The sequence below is a fragment of the Kitasatospora sp. NPDC114501 genome (assembly GCF_055633695.1).
Map to the genome: position 1 here is coordinate 133,793 of NZ_JBVKDS010000003.1, position 23,175 is coordinate 156,967.

23 protein-coding genes are annotated in these 23,175 nt (G+C 73.8%); 5 read left to right on the plus strand and 18 right to left on the minus strand.

Annotation, left to right across the window (positions count from 1 at the left end; translation table 11 throughout):
- Window positions 1–47 precede the first annotated feature (47 nt).
- Window positions 48–608 carry a hypothetical protein gene (locus ACZ7RU_RS06985; protein WP_470339877.1) on the plus strand — a complete coding sequence of 187 codons (561 nt, stop codon included), beginning with the start codon at window positions 48–50 and terminating at the stop codon, window positions 606–608.
- A 384-nt stretch (window positions 609–992) separates the two neighbouring features.
- Here the strand turns inward: ACZ7RU_RS06985 and ACZ7RU_RS06990 are convergent, their stop codons facing one another.
- The 4 genes from ACZ7RU_RS06990 to ACZ7RU_RS07005 all read right to left on the minus strand — a co-directional run bounded on the left by ACZ7RU_RS06990 (window position 993) and on the right by ACZ7RU_RS07005 (window position 5,717).
- On the minus strand, window positions 993–2,120 hold the full coding sequence (locus tag ACZ7RU_RS06990) for a GuaB3 family IMP dehydrogenase-related protein (protein ID WP_470339878.1): 1,128 nt from the start codon (window positions 2,118–2,120) through the stop codon (window positions 993–995).
- A gap of 167 nt (window positions 2,121–2,287) precedes the next feature.
- Window positions 2,288–3,790: an IMP dehydrogenase gene (guaB, locus tag ACZ7RU_RS06995; RefSeq protein WP_387756392.1), complete on the minus strand. Its 1,503-nt coding sequence runs from the start codon at window positions 3,788–3,790 to the stop codon at window positions 2,288–2,290.
- A 263-nt stretch (window positions 3,791–4,053) separates the two neighbouring features.
- Entirely contained in the window at window positions 4,054–4,770 is a 717-nt protein-coding gene (locus ACZ7RU_RS07000; RefSeq protein WP_470339879.1) for a sigma-70 family RNA polymerase sigma factor, read from the minus strand.
- 335 nt (window positions 4,771–5,105) lie between these two features.
- Window positions 5,106–5,717, minus strand: a complete 612-nt coding sequence (locus tag ACZ7RU_RS07005) for a response regulator transcription factor (RefSeq protein WP_014136228.1) — start codon at window positions 5,715–5,717, stop codon at window positions 5,106–5,108.
- Between the two features lie 563 nt (window positions 5,718–6,280).
- Between ACZ7RU_RS07005 and ACZ7RU_RS07010 the strand changes: the two genes are divergently transcribed.
- Window positions 6,281–6,607, plus strand: a complete 327-nt coding sequence (locus ACZ7RU_RS07010; RefSeq protein WP_470339880.1) for a WhiB family transcriptional regulator — start codon at window positions 6,281–6,283, stop codon at window positions 6,605–6,607.
- 99 nt (window positions 6,608–6,706) lie between these two features.
- On the opposite strand, the gene ACZ7RU_RS07015 is transcribed toward ACZ7RU_RS07010, so the two are convergent.
- The 3 genes from ACZ7RU_RS07015 to groES form a co-directional block, all read right to left on the minus strand.
- The gene (locus ACZ7RU_RS07015; RefSeq protein ID WP_470339881.1) at window positions 6,707–7,705 is read right to left on the minus strand and encodes a LysR family transcriptional regulator; all 999 of its coding nucleotides are present in this window, start codon (window positions 7,703–7,705) and stop codon (window positions 6,707–6,709) included.
- Window positions 7,706–7,835: 130 nt separating this feature from the next.
- Window positions 7,836–9,467: a chaperonin GroEL gene (gene groL, locus ACZ7RU_RS07020; RefSeq protein ID WP_470339882.1), complete on the minus strand. Its 1,632-nt coding sequence runs from the start codon at window positions 9,465–9,467 to the stop codon at window positions 7,836–7,838.
- A gap of 117 nt (window positions 9,468–9,584) precedes the next feature.
- Entirely contained in the window at window positions 9,585–9,890 is a 306-nt protein-coding gene (groES, locus tag ACZ7RU_RS07025) for a co-chaperone GroES (protein ID WP_014136232.1), read from the minus strand.
- Between the two features lie 249 nt (window positions 9,891–10,139).
- Here groES and ACZ7RU_RS07030 point away from each other — a divergent pair, with 249 nt between their 5' ends.
- Window positions 10,140–10,475 carry a hypothetical protein gene (locus tag ACZ7RU_RS07030; protein ID WP_470339883.1) on the plus strand — a complete coding sequence of 112 codons (336 nt, stop codon included), beginning with the start codon at window positions 10,140–10,142 and terminating at the stop codon, window positions 10,473–10,475.
- Window positions 10,476–10,542: 67 nt separating this feature from the next.
- Entirely contained in the window at window positions 10,543–11,709 is a 1,167-nt protein-coding gene (locus tag ACZ7RU_RS07035; protein WP_470339884.1) for a class I SAM-dependent methyltransferase, read from the plus strand.
- A gap of 1 nt (window position 11,710) precedes the next feature.
- Here ACZ7RU_RS07035 and ACZ7RU_RS07040 read toward each other — a convergent pair whose 3' ends face one another.
- From ACZ7RU_RS07040 to tsaB, 5 genes are read right to left on the minus strand one after another with little or no spacing between them, the layout of a single operon-like run.
- Complete coding sequence (locus ACZ7RU_RS07040; protein WP_470339885.1) at window positions 11,711–12,655, minus strand: polysaccharide deacetylase family protein; 945 nt, start codon at window positions 12,653–12,655, stop codon at window positions 11,711–11,713.
- A 31-nt stretch (window positions 12,656–12,686) separates the two neighbouring features.
- A complete protein-coding gene (locus ACZ7RU_RS07045) occupies window positions 12,687–12,947 on the minus strand; it encodes a hypothetical protein (RefSeq protein ID WP_470339886.1) in 261 nt (86 codons plus the stop codon).
- Window positions 12,944–14,035: a tRNA (adenosine(37)-N6)-threonylcarbamoyltransferase complex transferase subunit TsaD gene (gene tsaD / locus ACZ7RU_RS07050; RefSeq protein ID WP_470339887.1), complete on the minus strand. Its 1,092-nt coding sequence runs from the start codon at window positions 14,033–14,035 to the stop codon at window positions 12,944–12,946. The genes ACZ7RU_RS07045 and tsaD overlap by 4 nt, the downstream gene beginning before the upstream one ends.
- Window positions 14,028–14,561, minus strand: coding sequence for a ribosomal protein S18-alanine N-acetyltransferase (gene rimI / locus ACZ7RU_RS07055; protein ID WP_470340220.1), 534 nt, complete (start codon window positions 14,559–14,561; stop codon window positions 14,028–14,030). Before rimI ends, tsaD begins: the two co-directional genes overlap by 8 nt.
- A 23-nt stretch (window positions 14,562–14,584) precedes the next feature.
- Window positions 14,585–15,241 carry a tRNA (adenosine(37)-N6)-threonylcarbamoyltransferase complex dimerization subunit type 1 TsaB gene (gene tsaB, locus ACZ7RU_RS07060; protein ID WP_470339888.1) on the minus strand — a complete coding sequence of 219 codons (657 nt, stop codon included), beginning with the start codon at window positions 15,239–15,241 and terminating at the stop codon, window positions 14,585–14,587.
- Window positions 15,242–15,395: 154 nt separating this feature from the next.
- Between tsaB and ACZ7RU_RS07065 the strand changes: the two genes are divergently transcribed.
- A complete protein-coding gene (locus ACZ7RU_RS07065; RefSeq protein ID WP_470339889.1) occupies window positions 15,396–15,962 on the plus strand; it encodes a hypothetical protein in 567 nt (188 codons plus the stop codon).
- Window positions 15,963–16,031: 69 nt separating this feature from the next.
- On the opposite strand, the gene ACZ7RU_RS07070 is transcribed toward ACZ7RU_RS07065, so the two are convergent.
- The 6 genes from ACZ7RU_RS07070 to glmS form a co-directional block, all read right to left on the minus strand.
- Window positions 16,032–16,244 (minus strand): hypothetical protein, encoded by a 213-nt coding sequence (locus ACZ7RU_RS07070; RefSeq protein WP_470339890.1) that lies wholly within the window; start codon window positions 16,242–16,244, stop codon window positions 16,032–16,034.
- Window positions 16,245–16,365: 121 nt separating this feature from the next.
- Window positions 16,366–16,863 carry a tRNA (adenosine(37)-N6)-threonylcarbamoyltransferase complex ATPase subunit type 1 TsaE gene (tsaE, locus tag ACZ7RU_RS07075; RefSeq protein WP_470339891.1) on the minus strand — a complete coding sequence of 166 codons (498 nt, stop codon included), beginning with the start codon at window positions 16,861–16,863 and terminating at the stop codon, window positions 16,366–16,368.
- Between the two features lie 99 nt (window positions 16,864–16,962).
- Entirely contained in the window at window positions 16,963–18,198 is a 1,236-nt protein-coding gene (locus ACZ7RU_RS07080; RefSeq protein WP_470339892.1) for an alpha/beta fold hydrolase, read from the minus strand.
- Window positions 18,195–19,394, minus strand: a complete 1,200-nt coding sequence (alr, locus tag ACZ7RU_RS07085; protein ID WP_470339893.1) for an alanine racemase — start codon at window positions 19,392–19,394, stop codon at window positions 18,195–18,197. Before alr ends, ACZ7RU_RS07080 begins: the two co-directional genes overlap by 4 nt.
- Window positions 19,395–19,498: 104 nt before the next feature.
- Window positions 19,499–21,010, minus strand: a complete 1,512-nt coding sequence (locus tag ACZ7RU_RS07090) for an NAD(P)H-hydrate dehydratase (protein WP_470339894.1) — start codon at window positions 21,008–21,010, stop codon at window positions 19,499–19,501.
- A gap of 301 nt (window positions 21,011–21,311) precedes the next feature.
- Complete coding sequence (glmS, locus tag ACZ7RU_RS07095; RefSeq protein ID WP_470339895.1) at window positions 21,312–23,168, minus strand: glutamine--fructose-6-phosphate transaminase (isomerizing); 1,857 nt, start codon at window positions 23,166–23,168, stop codon at window positions 21,312–21,314.
- Window positions 23,169–23,175 lie beyond the last annotated feature (7 nt).

The window sequence follows — 23,175 nt, forward strand, 5'->3', positions numbered from 1 at the left end:
TGCTACCGTTCGGCAGCTCATCGTCTTTCCGGGGGGATTCGACGCCCATGACCGCACCCGTACCGGGCACTGACGGCCCATCGCCCCGGCCGCGCACCGCCCAGCACTACTCGGTCGCACCTCCCCCGGCCACCCCCGAGGGCTACGTCGCCCCCGGCATGCCCGGCGCCGTCACCGGCTTCGACCCCACCGAACCCGACCCCCGGCCCGCCCCCCGCCACCGCACCGCCCTGGCCGTCACCCTGGCCCTGCTCGCCATGCTCCTCGGCGGCCTCGCCTACGGCAGCGCCCCCCTCCGCGCCGCCGACAGCCTCGGCTGGCTGGCCATCGCCCCCGCCGGCCTGGTCGCCCTCCCCCTGGGCCGCCTCGGCGGCCACAGCCGCCTCCTCCCCCCACTCGGCGCCCTCCTCGCCGCCGGCGCCCTCCTCCTCGGCCAACTGATCGAACACCTCCGCCGCCTCCGCGCCGAAGGCCCCACCCCCCACGGCCTCCTCCACGACACCCTCACCACCTGGCGCGCCGACCTACGCCCCCTCGACGCCGCCTTCTACGCCATCGCCCTCATCGGCGGCTTCCTCCTCACCCGCCGTACCGCCACCCGCACCTGACCCCCGACCACCCCCACACCCCCCAGCGGGCGCGCAGGGCAAAGCCCGCACGCCCGCACAAACCCCAACCCCCACCGGCCCCCCACCGGCCCCCCACCCACCAGCGCACACCCCACCCCTCCCCCACCCACCCACCCCCCGCGAGAGGGACGCGCTGCGGAAGGGGGCGGCGCAGGGGGTGGGTGCGGAGAGGGGCGTGACGGGTGATTTTCAGACTGCCAACGCACCCAACGACCCCACCCACGCCACCGGCAGTCTGAAAATCATCCAGCCCCCGCAGCACCCACCCCCGGAGCCGCCCCCGACCCCCCACCCTCCCGAAAGCCCACCCCCAAAACGAAAGCCCCCACCGTCACCCGGCAGGGGCCCCGTCAACCAACAACCTCAGCGATGATCCAGCGCCGGATTCACCGTCACCTCGACCCGCTGGAACTCCTTGAGCTCCGTGTACCCCGTCGTGGCCATCGCCCGCCGCAGCGCACCGAACAGGTTCATGGTCCCGTCCGGAGCGTGCGAGGGGCCGGTCAGGATCTCCTCGGTGGTCCCGACCGTCCCGAGGTCCACCCGCTTGCCCCGCGGCAGCTCCTCGTGGACGGCCTCCATCCCCCAGTGGATCCCCTTGCCCGGAGCGTCGGTGGCCCGCGCCAGCGCGGCCCCGATCATCACCGCGTCGGCGCCGCAGGCGACCGCCTTCGGGATGTCACCGCTGTACCCGACCCCGCCGTCCGCGATGACGTGCACGTAGCGCCCACCGGACTCGTCCATGTAGTCGCGACGGGCGGCCGCCACGTCGGCGACCGCGGTCGCCATCGGCACCTGGATGCCCAGGACGGCCCGGGTGGTGTGGGCCGCGCCCCCACCGAACCCGACCAGCACCCCGGCGGCGCCGGTCCGCATCAGGTGCAGCGCCGCGGTGTACGTGGCGCACCCACCGACGATCACCGGAACGTCCAGCTCGTAGATGAACTGCTTGAGGTTGAGCGGCTCGGCCGCGCCGGAGACGTGCTCGGCGGAGACGGTGGTGCCGCGGATGACGAAGACGTCGACGCCGGCGTCCACGACGGCCTTGGAGAACTCGGCGGTGCGCTGCGGCGACAGGGCCGCGGCGGTGACCACGCCGGAGTCGCGGACCTCCTGGATCCGCTGCTTGATCAGCTCGGCGCGGATCGGCGCGGAGTAGATCTCCTGGAGCCGGCGGGTCGCGGCGGACTCGTCGGTGATCGAGGCGATCTCGTCCAGCAGCGGCTGCGGGTCCTCGTAGCGGGTCCACAGGCCCTCGAGGTTCAGCACGCCCAGACCGCCGAGGCGGCCGATCTGGATGGCCTGCTGCGGCGAGACCACGCTGTCCATCGGGGCGGCCAGGAACGGCAGCTCGAAGCGGTAGGCGTCGATCTGCCAGGCGATCGAGACCTCCTTCGGGTCCCGGGTACGGCGGCTGGGGACGACGGCGATGTCGTCGAAGGCGTACGCCCGTCGGCCGCGCTTGCCTCGCCCGATCTCGATCTCAGTCACTTCGAGCCCTTCTGCTTTGTTGCTCATGCCTGCCGGGTCACCCCGACCGCACCCCAGTATCCCGTACTGCCGCTGGTCCCGCCCCGACGGCCCACGGCCGGACGCCCGACGGCCCGAGGGGCCCGCCGCCGCGGTGCGGCAGCGGGCCCCTCAGTGGTCCGGCGGCGTCAGCGGGCCGAGTAGTTCGGCGCCTCGACGGTCATCTGGATGTCGTGCGGGTGGCTCTCCTTGAGGCCCGCCGAGGTGATCCGGACGAACCGGCCCTTGCTCTCCATCTCGGCGACGGTGGCGGCGCCGACGTAGCCCATGGTCTGGCGCAGACCGCCGACCAGCTGGTGCAGCACGGCCGACAGCGGGCCGCGGTAGGGCACCTGGCCCTCGATGCCCTCGGGGACGAGCTTGTCGTCCGAGGCCACCTCGGCCTGGAAGTAGCGGTCCTTGGAGTAGGAGCGGCCCTGGCCGCGGGACTGCATGGCGCCCAGCGAACCCATGCCGCGGTAGGACTTGAACTGCTTGCCGTTGATGAACATCAGCTCGCCCGGCGACTCCTCGCAGCCGGCCAGCAGCGAGCCGAGCATCACGGTGTCGGCACCGGCGGCGAGCGCCTTGCCGATGTCGCCCGAGTACTGCAGGCCGCCGTCGCCGATGACCGGCACGCCGGCCGCCTGGCAGGCCACCGCGGCCTCGTAGATGGCGGTGATCTGCGGGACGCCGATGCCGGCGACCACGCGGGTGGTGCAGATGGAGCCGGGGCCGACGCCGACCTTGACGCCGTCCACGCCGGCGTCGATCAGCGCCTGGGCGCCGTCGCGGGTGGCGACGTTGCCGCCGACCACGTCGATCTTGACGGCCGACTTGATCTTCGCGATCCAGGCCAGCGCGTTGTGGCTGTGGCCGTGCGAGGTGTCCACCACCAGGAAGTCCGCACCGGCCTCGACCAGGGCCTGGGCCCGGTCGAACGCCTCGGCGCTGGCGCCGACGGCGGCGCCGACCAGCAGCCGGCCCTCGGCGTCCTTGGCGGCGTTCGGGTACTGCTCGGCCTTGACGAAGTCCTTGACGGTGATCAGGCCCTTGATCCGGCCCTCGTCGTCGACCAGCGGAAGCTTCTCGATCTTGTGACGGCGCAGCAGCGCCATCGCGTCCACCCCGGAGATGCCGACCTTGCCGGTGATCAGCGGCATCGGGGTCATGATCTCGCGGACCTGGCGGCTGCGGTCCGACTCGAAGGCCATGTCGCGGTTGGTGACGATGCCGAGCAGCTTGCCCGCCTCGTCGGCGATCGGCACGCCGGAGATGCGGAACTTGGCGCACAGCGCGTCGGCCTCGCCCAGGGTGGTCTCCGGGCCGACCGTGATCGGGTCGGTGACCATGCCGGACTCGGACCGCTTCACCAGGTCGACCTGGTTGGCCTGGTCCTCGACGGACAGGTTGCGGTGGAGCACGCCGACGCCGCCCTGGCGCGCCATCGCGATGGCCATCCGCGACTCGGTGACCTTGTCCATCGCCGCGGAGAGCAGCGGGATGTTGACGCGCACGTTCCGGGAGACCCGCGAGGAGGTGTCCACCTGGTTCGGCAGCACCTCGGAGGCCCCGGGCAGCAGCAGGACGTCGTCGTACGTGAGCCCGAGCATGGCGAACTTCTCGGGTACGCCTGCGGCGTTGTAAGACATTTGGGGGGTACCTTCCGTGGCCGGCCTTATCCGCTCACGCCCTGAGGGTGGGGGCGCATTCATCGCTCACTCGCGCAGACCGCCGAAGCCGGGTGCAATGGGAGGATCCTCCAGGGGGACCCCGCGCGCACCCGTCAAACTTTGGCAACCCGCCCAGGCGCCGATACCCCATGGTACTGGCACCGCGAATGTGTCCTCGTGTGCCCTTGACAACAACCCCGCACCATGGCCCATTCCACCGCGGCCGGCGGGCACGGCACGGGTCAGGAGGACTCCTCCGCGAGCGCCCGCAGCCGGCTGAGCGCCCGGTGCTGGGCGACCCGGACGGCGCCGGGTGACATCCCGAGCACCTCGCCGGTCTCCTCCGCCGACAGTCCGGCGGCCACCCGGAGCAGCACCAGCTCGCGCTGACGGGCCGGCAGGTTGGAGAGCAGTTCCTTCGCCCAGGCGGCGTCGCTGCTCAGCAGCGCCTGCTCCTCCGGGCCGAGCGCCTCGTCCGGCACCTCCGGCAGGTCGTCCTGGGGCACCACGGTCGAGCCGGGCCCGCGCATCGCGGCCCGCTGGAGATCGGCGATCTTGTGCGCGGCGATCCCGTAGACGAAGGCCTCGAACGGGCGCCCCTGGTCCTTGTACCGGGGCAGCGCGCAGAGCACCGCGACGCAGACCTCCTGCGCGACGTCGTCCACGTGGTGCCGGGCCCCGCCGGGCAGCCGGACCAGCCTGGCGCGGCAGTACCGCAGGGCCAGCGGGTGGACGTAGGCGAGCAGCGCGTCGATCGCCGGGCCCTCGCCGCGCACGGCGGCCGCGACCAGTTCCCCCACCAGCGGGGAGCCGCCCTTGCCGAGCACCGGCGGGCGGTCGGGTCCGGTCTCACCGGCGGAACCGCCGGGTTCGGCGTACGACGGATCGTGACCCGGACCGGAGGGCTCGGCCTCCACCGGGTCCGCCTGGCCGGCCGTACCGGCGACGTCGTCGCGCATCGGTCCATGGTGCCTGGTCGAGCGGGAAAACGTGGCACCGCGTCCGGAGTTGTGCACCGGAACGTTATGCGCTGCGGCACCGTGCGGCATGCCGTGCACCACCGGCCCCTCCTGCACCGTGCCGCCTCCCGCCCCGCCGCCGTCGCTGGTCCCGTCCGTCGCGCCGTCCGCCGAGTGTCCTGCGGCTGCGTGGTTCGCCGCAGTGCCTGTCCGCTGGTCCCCGAGGTGCTCCACTCCTCCATGGTGCAACCTCGGGACCGTGACGTCACACGCCTGTGCGGTGTCCGCTCCGGGAACCGCCGGCGGCACGCCGCAACCGGCGGCGCCGCCGGTGGTCAGCGGACCAGGCCCCAGCGGAAGCCCAGCGCCACCGCGTGCGCCCGGTCGGAGGCCCCGAGCTTCTTGAAGAGCCGTCGGGCGTGGGTCTTGACGGTGTCCTCGGAGAGGAACAGCTCACGGCCGATCTCGGCGTTGCTGCGGCCGTGGCTCATGCCCTCCAGCACCTGGATCTCACGCGCCGTCAACGTCGGCGCCGCGCCCATGTCGGGGCTGCGCAGCCGGCGCGGGGCGAGCCGCCAGGTCGGGTCGGCGAGGGCCTGGGTGACGGTGGCCCGCAGCTCGGCGCGCGAGGCGTCCTTGTGCAGGTAACCGCGGGCGCCCGCGGCCACCGCGAGCGCGACGCCGTCGAGGTCCTCGGCGACGGTGAGCATGATGATCCGCGCGCCCGGGTCGGCGGACAGCAGCCGCCGGACCGTCTCGACCCCGCCGAGGCCGGGCATCCGGACGTCCATCAGAACGAGATCGGAGCGGTCGGCCACCCAGCGGCGGAGGACCTCCTCCCCGTTCGTCGCGGTGGTGACCCGGTCCACACCGGGTACGGTCGCGACCGCGCGGCGAAGCGCCTCGCGGGCGAGCGGGGAATCGTCGCAAACGAGAACGGAAGTCATGACCGTCGTCCTCCGCAGCTGATCCGCGTCACGTTGAGCCTCCTGGCTGGTACGAACCTCTCCGACACGGCCGATCGGCGACAGACTCCGTCCTGATCGCCCCAACCTGCCCGCGATCGTTCCCGACGTCCGGCGCCCGCTAACCGCCTCCGCACTTCCAACGACCGTCACTCGAATGAGTTACGGCCTTCGGGGCCATCTCCACCACTGTACGTGGCCGACCCGTTACCGATCAGCCGCATCGCGGTGCACACGCCGCTCTTTTGCGCAGCTCGCGCGCGGTCGGCGCACGACCCGCACACCGGCCCGGCCCGCCGCGCGCCCCTCGGCCACCCGATTGCCACGCCCGCGCCCGGCAGAGCCCTTGCCCACTATGCCCTTTTTTATAGCTTTCGTATGGTCATTGACTGTTGTGCCAGTGTGTGGGTGACTTGTCCATGGAGTTGCCTTAAGTCATATTTCCAGGTGTCCACACCAGTGCATCGAAGCCCCGCCGCACCGCTCGGCAGCCAGCCCCGCCGAACGCCCGGCCGACGGCCGACAGCCTCTGAAGGGAATGAGCCATGGCAGATTTCTCCCGCCTCCCCGGTCCCAACGCGGACCTCTGGGACTGGCAGCTCTCCGCAGCCTGCCGTGGCGTGGACAGCTCGCTCTTCTTCCACCCCGAGGGCGAGCGCGGGGCCGCGCGCAGTTCGCGCGAGGCCAGCGCCAAGGAGGTCTGCATGCGCTGCCCGGTGATCGCCGAGTGCGCGGCGCACGCGCTGGCGGTCCGTGAGCCGTACGGCGTCTGGGGTGGGATGACCGAGGACGAGCGCGAGGAGATGCTGGGACGCTCGCGGCACCGGCTGGTCGAGGTCCCGCTGGCCCCGCCGATGGTCGCCCGGCACTAGCCCCGTCTCCATGAGCGCCGTGAAGAAACGTTTCCTCGCGGCGCTTCAGCCTCTCGGCTCACTGTTCGTACAGGACCACCGCGGCCCCGTCACCCGCCGTCAGCGCGTGGCGGCCGCTCCCGCCAGCCGCTCCAGCATCAGCGCGACGGCCGGCACCCCGGCCAGGTCCGGCAGGGTCAGCGCGACCACCTGGCGCACCGCGGGCACCCCGGAGGCCGTCCGCACCGGCACCGTCGACACGCCGTCAGGACGCACCGACTGGAGCGCCAGCCGGGGCAGCACCGCCACCCCCAGCCCGGCCGCCACCAGGCCGACCACCGCCGGGTAGTCGTCCGTCGCGAAGTCGATCCGGGGCTCGAAGCCCGCACCGGCGCACAGCTCCACCAGGTGCCCCCGGCACTGCGGGCAGCCGGCGATCCACTGCTCCCCCGCCAGCTCGGCCAGTTCCACCGCCCCGCCGCGCCCGCCCAGCGGGTGGTCGGCGGGCAGCAGGCCCACCAGCGGGTCGTCCAGCAGCGGGGTGACCACCAGATCGGACCAGTCGGTCCCGGCGGTCAGCTGCTGCGCCTCCAGGTTGGCCTCGGCCCGGGCCTCGCGCGGCGTGCCGTGGGCGGGCGCCGGGGCCGCGGCGGCGCCGTCGGACTGCGGGTAGCGGAAGGCCAGCGCGATCTCGCACTCGCCGCCGCGCAGCATCGCCAGCGACTCCGGCGGCTCCGCCTCGACCAGCGACACGCGCACCCCCGGATGGCCGTCCCGCAGGCGGGCGACGGCGGGCGGCACCAGAGTGGAGCTCGCGGTCGGGAAGGACACCAGCCGAACCCGCCCGGCCCGCAGCCCGGCGATCGCGGCCACCTCCTCCTCGGCGGCGGAGAGCCCGGCCAGGATTCCGGTGGCATGCTTGAGCAGGACCCGGCCGGCCTCGCTGAGCTGCATCCCCCGGCCCGAGCGGACCACCAGCGGGGTGTCCACCGACTTCTCCAGGGCCTTCATCTGCTGGCTGATGGCGGGCTGCGTACACCCCAGCTCGCGGGCGGCGGCGGAGAAGGAGCCGGTGCGGGCGACGGCACGCAGGACGCGCAGATGGCGGGCCTCGATCATGCCTTATTTATAAGGCAATCTTTGAATTCTGCAAAATTCTACTGATAGTTGAAACGGGCGCGAACGCCGGAGGCCCGGCCCGCCTCCCCTCGCGGGGCGCGGACCGGGCCTCCGGTCAGGTGTCGGAGCCTCAGTGCGAGTGGCCGTGGCCGTGCGAGTGGCCGTGACCGCTGTCGGCCTCCTCCTCCTTCTTCTCCACCACGAGGGTCTCGGTGGTGAGGAGCAGGGAGGCGATCGAGGCGGCGTTCTCCAGGGCGGAGCGGGTGACCTTGACCGGGTCGATGACGCCGGCCTTCACCAGGTCGCCGTACTCGCCGGTGGCGGCGTTGTAGCCCTGGCCGGCCTCCAGCTCGGAGACCTTGGAGGTGATGACGTAGCCCTCCAGGCCGGCGTTCTGGGCGATCCAGCGCAGCGGCTCGTGCAGCGCCTTGCGGACGACGGCGACACCGGTGGCCTCGTCACCCGACAGGCCCAGGCCGTCGTTCAGCACCTTGGCGGCGTGGACCAGGGAGGCGCCACCACCGGCGACGATGCCCTCCTCGACCGCGGCGCGGGTCGCCGAGATGGCGTCCTCCAGGCGGTGCTTGCGCTCCTTGAGCTCCACCTCGGTGGCGGCGCCGACCTTGATGACGCAGACGCCGCCGGCCAGCTTGGCCAGGCGCTCCTGCAGCTTCTCGCGGTCCCAGTCGGAGTCGGTCGCGGCGATCTCGCCCTTGATCTGGGCGACGCGGCCGGCGACGGCCTCGGCGTCACCGGCGCCGTCGACGACCGTGGTCTCGTCCTTGGTGATGGTCACGCGGCGGGCGGTGCCCAGCACGTCCAGGCCGACCTGGTCGAGCTTGAGGCCGACCTCCTCGGAGATGACCTGGCCACCGGTCAGGACGGCCAGGTCGCCGAGGATCGCCTTGCGGCGGTCGCCGAAGCCCGGAGCCTTGACAGCGACGGCGTTGAAGGTGCCGCGGATCTTGTTCACGACCAGGGTCGACAGCGCCTCGCCGTCGACGTCCTCGGCGATGATCAGCAGCGGCTTGGAGGTACCGCCCTGGAGGATCTTCTCCAGCAGCGGGAGCAGCTCCTGGATGGAGGAGATCTTGCCCTGGTTGATCAGGATGTACGGGTCCTCCAGGACCGCCTCCTGCCGCTCCGCGTCGGTGACGAAGTACGGCGACAGGTAGCCCTTGTCGAACTGCATGCCCTCGGTGAAGTCCAGCTCCACGCCGAAGGTGTTCGACTCCTCGACGGTGATGACACCGTCCTTGCCGACCTTGTCGATCGCCTCGGCGATCAGCTCGCCGACCTGGGTGTCCTGGGCGGAGAGGGACGCGACGGCGGCGACGTCGTCCTTGCCCTCGATCTCGCGGGCGATGGAGAGCAGGTGCTCGGAGACGGCGGCGACGGCCTTGTCGATGCCCTTCTTCAGGGCGGCCGGGCCGGCACCGGCGGCGACGTTGCGCAGACCCTCGTTGACCAGGGCCTGGGCCAGCACGGTGGCGGTGGTCGTGCCGTCACCCGCGACGTCGTTGGTCTTGGTGGCGACCTCCTTGACGAGCTGCGCGCCAAGGTTCTCGTACGGGTCGTCCAGCTCGACCTCACGGGCGATGGTGACACCGTCGTTGGTGATGGTCGGGGCGCCGAACTTCTTGTCGATGACGACGTTGCGGCCCTTGGGGCCGATGGTCACCTTGACGGTGTCGGCCAGCTTGTTGACACCGCGCTCCAGCGAGCGGCGGGCGTCCTCGTCGAACTGCAGGATCTTCGCCATGTTCCCTATTCCCTCGGGGCTGCGGCCGGCCGACCGGCCGCCGAACTACGTGAACCAACAACCACGCCCCGGGCCCCTGTCACTAGGGACACGGATCCGGGGCGGGTCGGGGACGACTTACTTCTCGATGATGGCGAGAACGTCGCGAGCGGAGAGCACCAGGTACTCCTCGCCCTGGTACTTCACCTCGGTGCCGCCGTACTTCGAGTACAGGACGATGTCACCCACGGCGACGTCGAGCGGCAGACGCTGGCCGTCCTCGAAGCGGCCCGGGCCGACGGCCAGGACGACGCCCTCCTGGGGCTTCTCCTTGGCGGTGTCCGGGATAACCAGGCCGGAGGCCGTGGTGGTCTCGGCGTCGAGCGGCTGGACCACGATGCGGTCCTCGAGCGGCTTGATGGCAACCTTGCTGCTGGTGGTCACGTCCGAGCTCCCCTTCGGAGATTACGGGGTTTTCTAACGGGTAGGGGCGATCCTGCGGGTCTGCCGTCGCGGGGGTCAGACACGCGTTATCGCGTTAGCACTCTCCTAGTGGGGAGTGCCAAGGACGACCATAGGGCCGTGTTAGCACTCAGTCAACCAGAGTGCCAACGACGCGCCCTGAGGAGCCCGGTTCCCGGATGAGTAGTCGTACTCATGTGCGACGGTCCAGCCGTCGGCAGACTCCTCGTCATGACATCGATCCCGGTGCGCGTCGGCCCGTCCCGGACCACGGACGCCGCCCTCGCCCTGCTGTCGCTGCCCCTGCTGGGGGCCGCGCTGCCGTTCGTGGTCTTCCTCCTCGTCGCCTCCCTCGGCAGCGGCCCCGGCCACGGGGACGACGGGGACGGCCTCGGGTGGGCCTTCCTGAGCATCGGGATGCTGGCCGCCCCGGTCGCCGCCCTGGCGGCGGGCCTGGCGGTCGCCTTCCGCGGCCGGCGGTCCGGCTACCGGTACCTCCCGGTCGCCGCTGCGCTCTCCCCGTTCGTGCTGCCGGTGGTCCTCTCCTCGGGCGTCCTGTGGCGGTGACGCCCTCCGGCCCGCCGGAGTCGGCGGGCACGCGGAGCGAGGGCGCCCGACCCGCGAGAATGGCCCCGTGGACACCGAGAACCTCCAGCCGCTGCTGACCCCCGAGGGCCAGGCCCTGCTCGCCGAGTTGCGCGAGTTCACCCCCGAGGAGGAGCTGGCGCTGGCGACCAGGCTGCGCCGGGAGCACCCCGCGGAGCTGGTGTCGGCCGCGTTCGGGCAGGCTCGGCTGCGGCAGCGGGCGCGGGCGAAGTTCGGAACCGACGCCGACCTGATGTACTTCACGCCCAACGGGGTGGAGCAGTCCACCCGGCGCAGCGTGGCCGAGTGGCGGGCGCGGCGGTTCGCCGCCCTGGGCGTACGGCGGCTGGCGGACCTGTGCTGCGGCATCGGAGGGGACGTGCTGGCGCTGGCCCGGGCGGGCATCGAGGTGCTGGCCGTCGACAGGGACCCGGCGGCCTGCGCCGCCACCGCGGCCAACGCCGCCGCGCTGGGCCTGGCCGAACAGGTCGAGGTGCGCTGCGCGGACGTCGCCGACGTGGACGTCACCGGCTTCGACGCGGTGTTCACCGATCCGGCCCGGCGCACCTCGCGCGGCCGGGTGTTCGACCCGGAGGCGTACGCCCCGCCGCTCTCCTGGGCCGTCGAGGCCGGCCGGCGGACCCCGGTCGGCGCGCTGAAGGTCGCGCCGGGCATCCCGCACGAGGCGGTGCCGCAGGACGCCGAGGCCGAGTGGGTCTCCGACCACGGCGACGTCAAGGAGGCGGTGCTCTGGTTCGGCACCCGGGCCGCGAGCCCGCACCGCGCCACCCTGCTGCCGCAGGGCGCCAGCCTGACCGGCGGCGACCTGCCCGACCCGCCGGCCGGCCCGGTCGGGCGCTACCTGTACGAGCCGGACGGCGCGGTGATCCGGGCCCACCTGGTGGCCGAGGTGGCCGAGCAGGTGGGCGGCCGGCTGATCGACCCGAAGATCGCCTACCTGACCTCGGACGAGCTGGTCGCCACCCCGTACGCGCACGCCTTCGAGCTCACCGACGTGCTGCCGTTCAACATCAAGAAGCTGAAGGCGCTGCTGCGCGAACGGGCGGTCGGCACGGTGGTGATCAAGAAGCGCGGAATGGCGATCACCCCGGAGGAGCTGCGCCGCCAGCTCAAGCCGTCCGGGCCGAACACCGTCACGGTGATCCTCAGCCGCACCGACCACGGGCCGCTGATGATGCTGGGGCAGCCGGTCTGAGCTACGCGCCGGGCGCCTGGATGTAGTCCTCCAGCCGGGCCACCGAGAAGCCCTGCTCCTGGATCCGGGCCAGCAGGTCGCCGAACATCTGGGTCATCGTGGCGCCCTTGAGCTCCTTGGGGCCGCGGAAGTGCGCCAGGACGATGTCGCCGGGCTTCAGCTTCTTGTCCCCGGACTGGTACTGCATGTCGTGGATCTGCATCGACTCGCGCCACAGCACTATCGCGCGCGGACCGCACTCCTGGACCGAGGTGTTGAGCATCGGGGTGTTGGCGCCGTCGCCGAACGGCGGGCGGAACAGCAGCGGGGCGGTGCCGTACTGCTGGGTGAGCGCGGACTGCGCGTCGCAGATCTCGGACTTCTGCCGGTCCGCCGGGAGCTTGCTCATCACCGGGTGGTCCACGGTGTGGTTCTGGACGTGGTTGCCCAGCGCCTGGAGCGGCTTGAAGTAGGCGTAGTCGTTCCTGACGATGTCCCGGGTCAGGAACATCGAGACCGGCACCTTGAGGTCGGTCAGCATCTCGACGAACTTCGGGTCCTTCTCGGCGCCGTCGTCGATGGTGATGAAGACGACCTTGTCGCTCGTCTTCACGTCGCTGAACACCGGTACCGGGCCGGTCCGTTCGAGCTTGACGGGCTTGTCGGCGGGCGGCGCCGGGGCGGGGGCGAGCGGGGTGAGGCCCCACTTGGCCCAGGCCGCCGCGCCCGCTGCCGCCGGGGTGGCGGTCGCGGTCGCGCCGGTCGGCGCGGAGCCGGTGGGCCGGGCCGCGGCGGACGAAGGCGCGGCGGGCGGGGCGGCGCTGCCGCCGCCTCCGTCGTCGCCGCACGCGGTGGCGAAGGCCAGCAGGGCCGCCGCCCCCGCCGCGTACGTCCTGGCCCTGCTCCGCCCGTCCCTGATCACCGCTGCGCGCTCCCGGCTCCCGTCCAGCTCTCTCTCAGCTAGCACGGTACCGAACAGGTCAGCGGTTCCCGATCAGTTATTCGATGTGCTCGCTGGTGAAGGACCAGCGGTGCACCGGGCGGCCCAACAGCTCGGCCGGAGGGTCGGCGACGGGCACCGGCTCGCCGCTCCACCAGGCGATCAGCAGCACCCTCCCGCCCGGGGCGGAGAGCAGTTCGAGACGGTCCAGCCCGGCCGAGCCGCGGAGCACGGGAAGCACCGACTCCCGCACCCAGGCGGCGAGTTCGGCCCCCCGGCCGGTCGCCGCCCGGGCCTCCCACATCGCGGCGACGGTCATGCCGCGCCGCCGCCGAGGGCGTCGTAGGCCTGACCGTGGAAGTCGGTGTGGGGCACGTGGACGTCGGTCACCGGCAGCGAGGAGTCGGCGGACAGGTCGAAGGCGGACGGCGTGCGGTCGCGCCACACCATCTCGGCGCCGAGCGCCGCGACCATCGCGCCGTTGTCGGTGCACAGGCCCGGCCGGGGCACCCGCAGTCGGATGCCGGCCCGGTCGCAGCGCTGCTGGGCCATCTCGCGCAGCCGCGAGTTGGCCGCCACGCCGCCGCCGATCATCAGGTGGTCGACGCCGTTGTCCCGGCACGCCTTGACGGCCTTGCGGGTGAGCACGTCGGTGACCGCCTCCTGGAAGGACGCCGCCACGTCGGCGATCGGCACCTCCTCGCCGGCCCGGCGCTTGGCCTCGACCCAGCGGGCGACGGCGGTCTTCAGGCCGGAGAACGAGAAGTCGTACTCCGGGTCGTTCCGGCCGGACAGGCCGCGCGGGAAGGCGATCGCCTTGGGATCCCCCTCGCGGGCCGTGCGGTCGACGATCGGGCCGCCGGGGAAGCCGAGGCCGAGCACCCGGGCGACCTTGTCGAAGGCCTCGCCGGCCGCGTCGTCGATGGTCGCGCCGAGCGGGCGGACGTCGCTGGTGATGTCCTCGCTGAGCAGCAGCGAGGAGTGCCCGCCGGAGACCAGCAGGGCCATCGTCGGCGAGGGCAGCCGGCCGTGCTCCAGCTGGTCGACGCAGATGTGCGAGGCGAGGTGGTTGACCCCGTACAGCGGCTTGTCCAGCGCCCAGGCGTACGCCTTCGCGGCGCTGACGCCGACCAGCAGCGCGCCGGCCAGGCCGGGGCCGGCGGTGACGGCGATGCCGTCCAGGTCGCTCGCCTTGATCCCGGCGGTGTCCAGGGCGCGCTGGATGGTCGGGACCATCGCCTCCAGGTGCGCGCGGCTGGCGATCTCCGGCACGACACCGCCGAAGCGGGCGTGGTCGTTGACGCTGGAGGCGACCGCGTCGGCCAGCAGCGTGGTGCCGCGCACGATGCCGACGCCGGTCTCGTCGCAGGAGGTCTCGATGCCGAGGACGAGCGGTTCGTCAGCCATGGCGGGTGTCCTCAATGTCCTTCGGATCGGTGCTGTCAGTGCTCGGGCGGTCGAGGCCCGGGTGGTCGGGACTCGGATGGTCGAGGCCCGGGCGGTCGAGGCGCATCACCAGCGCGTCGACGTTGGCGGGCTGGTAGTAGCCGCGCCGGATGCCCACCGGTTCGAAGCCGTGCCGCTCGTACAGCCGCTGGGCACGCGGGTTGTCCACCCGCACCTCCAGCAGCAGCTCGGCGCACTCGCGCCGGGCGGCCTCCCGGATCAGGTCGGTGAGCAGCGCCGCGCCGAGGCCGGCGCCCTGGTGGCGCTCGTCGACGGCGATGGTCTGGACGTCGCCCTCGCCGGCGATCGCCATCAGCCCGGCGTAGCCGACGACGGTGCCGTCCGGGGCGGCCGCGACGGTGTAGTGGCGGGTGCCGCCGGGGTGGGAGTCGGCCAGCTCGGACCAGAACATCCCGGCGGACCAGGCGTCCTCGGGGAAGAGCCGCAGCTCCAGTTCCAGCACCGGCGCGATGTCCCACCAGCGCATCGGGCGCAGGGTGGTGCCGTGGTTCACGCCGGGAGCACCGCCTTGTAGCCCGCCGGGACCTGGGCGTCCGGGCGGCGCAGGTACAGCGGGTGGTTCGGCAGCAGCTCGCGGCCGGCGGCCAGCTCGGCGGCGGCGAAGCCGGCCAGGGCGCCGGCCGAGACGTGCGCGGGGCCGTGCGCGCCCGGGAAGGCGTCGGGGTAGAGCAGCGCGCCGGCGCCGACGGAGCGCTCCTGCGGGGTCAGCTCGGCCGGGCGGTCGACGTCGGGGCCCTCGGTGCGGCGGCCCTCGGCGTCGTACGAGGCCCAGTAGACCTCCTTGCGGCGCGCGTCGGTGGCGACCGTGAACGGCTGTCCGGCCAGGCCCTCGGCGCGGGCCTGGAAGGCGATCGCGTCCAGGGTGCAGACGCCGTGGACCGGCAGCCCGAGCGCGTGGCCGAGCGCGGCGGCGGTCACCAGGCCGACCCGCAGGCCGGTGTACGGGCCGGGGCCGACGCCGACCGCGATGCCGGTCAGCCGGTGCTTGTCCACCCCGGCGGCCCGCAGCACCTGGTCGATCGCGGGCAGCAGCAGTTCGCCGTGGCGCCTGGCGTCGACCTGGTGGGTCTCGGCGAGGACGGCCGTGCCGTCGTGGACGGCGGCGGTGACGGCGGGGGTAGCGGTGTCGAACGCGAGCAGCAGCACGGGTCAAGGTTAGACCGACGTTGGGCCGACCGGCCGATCGGCAGGGCGTACCACCCGGGAACACACATCCGAGGCGCTGCGACCCGCGCGGATGAACCTGGCACGATGGGGCCGTACGTAAAGGGACGGCGGCGGGAGCGGCAACGTGGCGAAGATGGGTCCTGGAGTGGTGGTCACGGGGTTGACCGTGGGGGCCCTGGTGGCGGTGAGCCTGCTGGCCTTCCAGGCCAACGGCGCCCAGGACCGGGCGGGCGGCGCCAGGCCCACCGCCACCACCACGGCGACCGGCACGGCCACCGCCGCGGCGCCGACCCCCGCGGCCACCCCGACCGTCCCCGCGCTGCCGCCCACCTCGGGCACCGGCATCCGGGTCGTGTACTCGGTCGGCAGCCACTACGTCTGGCTGGTCGACCCGAAGAAGACCCCGCAGGTCGCGGCCGCCTTCCCGGTCACCCCGGGCTCGGTCGAGCCGGCCCCGGGCAACTACGCGGTGTACAGCCGCACCCCGACCGCCACCGGGACGGACGGCCGGCAGATCGAGCACGTGGTGCGCTTCGCGCAGCAGAACGGCGTGGTGTTCGGCTTCAGCGCGGCCGTGGACGGCGCGACGCCGACCACCGACCCGGGCACCAAGACCGGCGGCATCCGCAGCGGCCGCGCCGAGGGGCAGCTGCTCTGGGACTTCGCGCCGAAGGACACCAAGGTGGTCGTGGTCGCCTGACCCCAGACGGCCGGGAGCGGCCCGGAGCGTCCGCGCCCGGGAGGACCGGCCTCACGCGGCCGACCGGCCTCACGCGGCCCGGGGCGTCCGCGCTTCGGGCCGTTCGTCCTGCCCGGGCCGTTCGTCCGGTACGGACCGCGGTTCGGGCGGGGTGGACACCGCCTCGGCGGCCGCGCACGCGGCCAGCAGCGCCCGCATCGGCTCTCCCGGAGCGCGGCGGGCGGAGTCTCCGGCCCCGGCGGCGGGGACCGCGCGCTGCGGGGCGGGGGTGGTGCTCGACATGGCGCCTCCCTAGTTAGGCAGACCTAACCGCAGCACCCATCCCACCACGCCCGGCGCCCCGCCCGCAACACCTTGCCGACAGCCTGTCGGCAAGTGCCGGCGAGACGTCGGCGGCCGGTCGCTATCCGAGTTCCGCCAGCGCCACGTCCGCCCAGCGCGGGCCGATGCCGGTCAGCACCACCCGGCGCGGGTCCTGGTCGTCGCCGTCCGCGGTGCCGCCGATGGCCCGTTCGATCCGGACCTCCAGCCGGTCCTCGGACAGCCGCTCGACCTTGCCCTCGCCCCACTCGACCACGACCACCGACTCGGGAAGCGAGACGTCCAGGTCGAGGTCCTCCATCTCGTCCAGGTCCCCGCCCAGCCGGTACGCGTCCACGTGCACCAGCGCCGGGCCGCCGACCAGCGAGGGGTGCACCCGGGCGATCACGAAGGTCGGCGAGGTCACCGCCCCGCGGACCTGGAGCCCCTCCCCCAGGCCCCGGGTCAGCGTGGTCTTCCCCGCTCCCAGCTCGCCGGAGAGCAGCACCAGGTCACCCGGCCGCAGCAGCGCGGCCAGCTCCCGGCCGAGCCGGCCCATCCGCTCCGGGGTGGGGACGGTGAGAGTGGCTTGCGAGCCCATGCGCGTGTCTTGCCCTTCGATCCGTACCGGCGCACCGACCACCGGCCGCCACCGCTACCGTCCCACATCGGAGGGCCCCGGTGCGGGCGGCCCCCGGGCTCACGCGGGGTCGGCGACGGCCTCGCCGGCCCGCTCACGGGCCAGGTCGAGGACGGCCGCGGGCAGCGGCGCGGCCCCGGCGAAGTCGGCGGCCCGGCGCAGCAGCCGGGCCAGCTCGTGGCCGACCGGCTCCGGGCGCTCCAGCATCACCAGGTGCCCGGCGCCCTCGGCCAGGACCAGCTCGGCGCCCGGCAGCAGCGCGGCGATCGCCTCGCTGTGCGTCGAGGGCGTCAGCAGGTCCTTCGTCCCGGCCAGCACCAGCACGGGCAGACCGCGCAGGGCGGCCAGCGCCTCGTACTTCTCGTGCACGCCGAACACCGGGTAGAACTCGGCGACCACGTCGATCGGGGTGGCGTCCAGCAGCTGCTCGGCGAAGCGCACCACGCCGGGGTCGACGTCCCGGCCGCCGAAGGAGAAGCGCCGGTAGAACAGGGCGGCCACGTCCGAGCCCAGCCGCCTGGTCGCCTCGACCAGGTCGACCTGCCGGCCCAGCAGCCGCACCATCCCGGGCGCGACCTTCTTGAACAGCTTGGCGCCGGCCCTCGGCAGACCGAGGCTGACGTCGTTCCAGTCCCCGGCGAGGGTGCCGATCAGCGCCACCCCGGCCACCCGCTCGCGGAACAGCTCCGGGTGCTGGTCGGCCAGCGCCATCACCGTCATGCCGCCCATCGAGTGGCCCACCAGCACCAGCGGCCCGGTCGGGGCGACGGCGTCGATCACCGCCTTGAGGTCGCCGCCCAGCTGGTCGATGCCGGCCGGCTCGCCCGCCAGGAACGAACGGGAGCGCTCGGAGCGGCCGTGGCTGCGCTGGTCCCAGAAGACCAGCCGCATGCCCTCGCGCAGCGCGGCCCGCTGGAAGTGCCAGCTGTCCTGGTTGAGGCAGTACCCGTGGCAGAACACCACGGTCAGCGGCTCGTCGTCGGAGCCGTCGCCGTCCGGCCCGCTCCAGCCGGTGCCGTCCAGCTCGACGTACAGCTCGGTGCCGTCCGGTGCGGCCACCGTCCGCGGGCGGCCGCGCAGCGAGCCGTAGGGGGCGTTCGCGTCCAGCTCGGCCCGGGCCCGGCGGCGCATCGCCCGGCCGACGGTCAGCCGTTCGAGCGCGACGCCCGCGGCCGCCCCGGCCGCCAGCACGCCGACCGAGATCCCGATCACACCCGCCCGGCTCACCCCGGAGGCGGCGCCGGCCGCCTTGGCGACCACCGCGACCGGACTGACCTCGGACGGCGCGTCCGTCATGCCGACGGGCCCTCGGCGTGGCTGCCGCCCAGGTAGCGGCGGGGCACCCGGGCACCGATCCGGGTGATGATCTCGTACGAGATGGTGCCGCAGGCGCGGGCCCAGTCCTCGGCGGTGGGCTCGCCGCGCTCGCCGTTGCCGAACAGCAGCACCTCGTCGCCGATCGCCGGGGTGTCGCCGCCGAGGTCCACCACGAACTGGTCCATCGCGACCCGGCCGGCCACCGTGCGCCACTTGCCGTCGATCTGCACCGGGCCGGTGCCGCTGGCGTGCCGGGGGACGCCGTCGCCGTAGCCGACCGGGACCAGGCCCAGGGTGGTCTCGCCCGGCGTCGTGTAGTGGTGGCCGTAGCTGACCCCGTGCCCGCCGGGGACCTGCTTGACCAGCGCCAGCCGCGCGGTCAGCGCCATCACCGGGCGCAGCCCGAAGTCGGCCGGCGAGCCCACCCCGGGCACCGGCGACAGCCCGTACGCGGCCAGGCCGGTGCGGACCAGGTCGAAGTGCGACTCGGGCAGCAGCAGGGTGGCCGGGGAGTTCGCCAGGTGCCGGACCTCGGGGCGCAGCCCGGCGGCCTCGGCCGTCGCCAGCGCGGCGCGGTAGGAGTCCAGCTGGGCCTGGATCGAGGGGTGGCCGGGCTCGTCCGCCGCGGCGAAGTGCGACCAGACGCCGACGACCGTCAGCAGGCCCTCGGCCTCGGCCCGGCGGGCGGCGGCCACCAGCCGCGGCCAGTCGTGCGGCTGGCAGCCGTTGCGGCCGAGGCCGGTGTCGGCCTTCAGGTGCACCCGGGCCGGGATGCCGGTCTCGCGCACGGCGGACAGCAGCTCGTCGAGCGCCCACTGGCCGCTGACCGAGATGTCCAGGTCCGCGCGCAGCGCCTCGCGCCAGGGCCCGCCCGGCGTCCACAGCCAGCACAGGATGCGGGCCCGCTCGGGGCGGATGCCCGCGGCCCGCAGCGCCAGCGCCTCGTCCGGCGTCGCGCAGCCGAGCCAGCCGATCCCGTTGGCGACCGCTTCCCGGGCACACTCGACCGCCCCGTGGCCGTAGGCGTCCGCCTTGACCGCGAGCATCACCGCCGGGCCGCCGACGCGCTCGCGCAGCGCCGCGAGGTTGCCGCGCAGGGCGGCGAGATCGATGGTCGCCTCGGCCCGTACGCCGTCGGTGAGGGTGGCTGTGCCGGTCGTGTTCGCAGTTGTCATCAGGGTCAGTCTCCCAGACGTCCCGGAGTCCTCGCCGAACGGCCCGTCCGCGCGGCGGCCCCCCATGGCCCGCCGACGTGCCGCGGACCGCCCGTTCCCCCCGTTCAGGACGCCGTAGCCGGATGTCCCGGTTCCGTCGGCGCCCCCTCGCGGACCGCCCGCCACACGGCCGGCAGCGCCCCCGCCACGGCGAGCGCCGTCGTCGGGGCGCCCGGCCGGCCCGCCGCCTCGCGGCCGGCCAGGCCGTGCAGGTAGGCGGCCGCCGACCCGGCGTCCAGGGGTGCGAGTCCGGCCGCCAGCAGGGAGCCGGCCAGCCCGGCCAGCACGTCGCCGCTGCCGGCGGTGGCCAGCCAGGAGGTGCCGGTCGGGTTCACCCGGACGGCCCCGCCCGGGTCGGCGACCACCGTGGTGGAGCCCTTCAGCAGCACCGTCGCGCGGTAGACCGCCGCCAGCCGTCGGGCGGTGGCCAGCCGGGCCGCGGCCAGGTCGTCCGCGGCCGGCGGGGTGCCGCCCCCGGCGCCCGCGAGCAGCCGGGCGGCCTCGCCGGTGTGCGGGGTGAGCAGGGTGGGTGCGGTGCGGCCGGCCAGCGCGTCCGGTCCGAGCCGGCCCAGCTCGGTCAGCCCGTCCGCGTCCACCAGCACCGGGACGTCGCTCGCCAGCGCCTCGGTCAGCGCCTGCCGCGCCCCCTCGCCGCCGCCCGGCCCCACCACCCAGGCCTGCACCCGCCCGGCCCCGGCCGGCCCGCCCTCGGTGACCAGCGCCTCCGGGAAGCGCCGCACCACCTCCTCGGCGGCGGTGCCCACGTAGCGGACGGCGCCCGCGCCGCCGTGCAGCGCCCCGGCCACCGCCAGCAGCGCCGCACCCGGGTAGGTCGCCGAGCCGGCCGCCACCCCGACGACGCCGCGCCGGTACTTGTCGCTCTCCGCGCCCGGCACCGGCAGCAGCGCCGCCACGTCCGCGTGCTGGAGCGCCGTCACCTGCGCGGCGGGCGGCTCCAGCCCGATGCCGACCAGCTGCACCACGCCCGCGTACGAGGCCCCCGGGTCGACCAGCAGCCCGGGCTTGTACGTGCCGAAGCAGACCGTGACGTCCGCGCGCAGCGCCTCGCCGGGCACCTCGCCGGTGTCGGCGTCCACCCCGCTCGGCAGGTCCACCGCCACCACGATCCCGGACCGCGCGGCCTGCGCGTACGGCCGGGCCTCCGGGCGCAGCCCGCCCCGGCCGCCGATGCCGACGATGCCGTCCAGCACCAGGTCCGCGCGCGAGAAGTCGGCCAGGCCGACCTCCTGCTCCGCCGTCACCCGTCCGCCGGCGGCCCGCAGCGCGGCCAGCCCGCCCGGGTGCGCCTTCTCCGGGGCCAGCAGCACCGCCGTCACCCGCGCCCCGCGCCGGGCCAGCGCGGCCCCGGCGTACAGGGCGTCACCCCCGTTGTCCCCGCTGCCCGCGAGCACCGTCACCCGGCTGCCGTACACCCGGCCGCGACGCCGCGTCAGCAGCCGCGCGCAGGTCGCGGCCAGCCCGGCGGCCGCCCGCTGCATCAGCGTGCCCTCCGGCAGCCGCGCCATCAGCGCGGCCTCGGCGGCCCGAACGGTTTCCACAGGGTGTGCATGACGCATGCGGGAACTCCTTCAGCGGTCGGCTACCGCCGACGCTAGCCCGCGCCGCCGCCCCGCGGGAGCCGCCCCTGCGGCACACTTTCGAGTGACGACCACTTCGATCCCCCACCGGTGCCGGTCCGTACGCCTACCTTGTGGCTCGACACGGACCCACAGGAGGGAGAAGGGCCATGGTCGCCGGGCCGTTGCGCGCGAGGCCGGCAGGCGCATCGAGCTCCCCGCCCCGTTCTCCTTCACGCTCGACACGTCGCCCCTGCGGTAGGACGCAGCCACCGCAGGGGCGCCGTGGAAGGCCGAGCGACTACTCGACGGTGACCGACTTCGCCAGGTTGCGCGGCTGGTCGACCTCGTGGCCCTTGGCCGTGGCCAGCTCGCAGGCGAAGACCTGGAGCGGGACGGTGGAGACCAGCGGCTGGAGCAGGGTCGGGGTGGCCGGGATGCGGATCAGGTGGTCCGCGTACGGGACGACCGCCTCGTCGCCCTCCTCGGCGATCACGATCGTGCGGGCGCCGCGGGCCCGGATCTCCTGGATGTTGGAGACGATCTTGTCGTGCAGGATCGACCGGCCGCGCGGCGAGGGCACGACGACCACGACCGGCAGCCCCTCCTCGATCAGCGCGATCGGGCCGTGCTTGAGCTCGCCCGCCGCGAAGCCCTCGGCGTGCATGTACGCCAGCTCCTTGAGCTTGAGCGCGCCCTCCAGGGCCACCGGGAAGCCGACGTGGCGGCCGAGGAACAGCACCGAGCGGGCGTCGGCCAGCGAGCGGGCCAGCTCGCGCACCGGCTCCATGGTCTCCAGGACCTGCTCGACCTGCTTCGGCGCGTCGCCGAGCTCCTTGATGACGGCGAAGATCTCGTCGCCCCACTTGGTGCCGCGCACCTGGCCCAGGTACAGGGCGACCAGGTAGCAGGCGACCAGCTGGGTCAGGAACGCCTTGGTCGAGGCGACCGCGACCTCCGGGCCGGCGTGGGTGTACAGCACCGCGTCCGACTCGCGCGGGATGGTGGAGCCGTTGGTGTTGCAGATCGCCAGCACCTTGGCGCCCTGCTCGCGGGCGTGCCGCAGCGCCATCAGGGTGTCCATGGTCTCGCCGGACTGCGAGATGGCGATGACCAGCGTGCCCGGGCCCATGATCGGGTCGCGGTAGCGGAACTCGGAGGCGACCTCGACCTCGCAGGGGATGCGGGTCCAGTGCTCGATCGCGTACTTGGCGATCATGCCGGCGTGGAAGGCCGTGCCGCAGGCCACGATGACGACCTTGTCGACCGAGCGCAGGTCGGCGTCGGAGATCCGCAGCTCGTCCAGGGTCAGCCGGCCGTCGGTGCCGATCCGGCCGAGCAGGGTGTCGGCGACCGCCTTCGGCTGCTCGGCGATCTCCTTGAGCATGAAGTAGTCGTAGCCGCCCTTCTCGGCGGCGGAGGCGTCCCAGTCGACGTGGTACTCGCGCACGTCGGCGGGGGTGCCGTCGAAGTTGGTGACGGTCACGCCCTCCCGGCGCAGCTCGACCACCTGGTCCTGGCCCAGCTCGATCGCCTCACGGGTGTGGGCGATGAAGGCGGCGACGTCCGAGGCGAGGAAGTTCTCGCCCTCGCCGCGCCCGACCACCAGCGGCGAGTTGCGGCGGGCGCCGACGACGACGTCCGGCGCGTCCGCGTGCACGGCGACCAGGGTGAAGGCGCCCTCCAGCTGCCGGCAGACCACCCGCATGGCCTCGGCGAGGTCACCCGCGTAGGCCTCGCCCAGCAGGTGGGCGACGACCTCGGTGTCGGTCTCGGAGCGGAGGGTGTGGCCGCGCTCGGCGATCTCGGCGCGCAGCTGGGCGAAGTTCTCGATGATGCCGTTGTGGACCACGGCCACCCGCTGGTGGTCGTCCAGGTGGGGGTGGGCGTTGGCGTCCGTCGGGCCGCCGTGGGTGGCCCAGCGGGTGTGGCCGATGCCGGTGGTGCCGCCGGGCAGGGGGGTCTCGGCGAGCGACTTCTGGAGGTTGGCGAGCTTGCCCGCCCGCTTGTCCGTGGCCAGGCTCCACTGCCCCTCGGAGTCCTGGACCTGCACCGCCACACCGGCCGAGTCGTAACCCCGGTACTCCAGGCGCTGCAGGCCTGCGATTACTACGTCGAGGGCGGCCTGAGCGCCCACGTATCCAACAATTCCGCACATGCGTGCC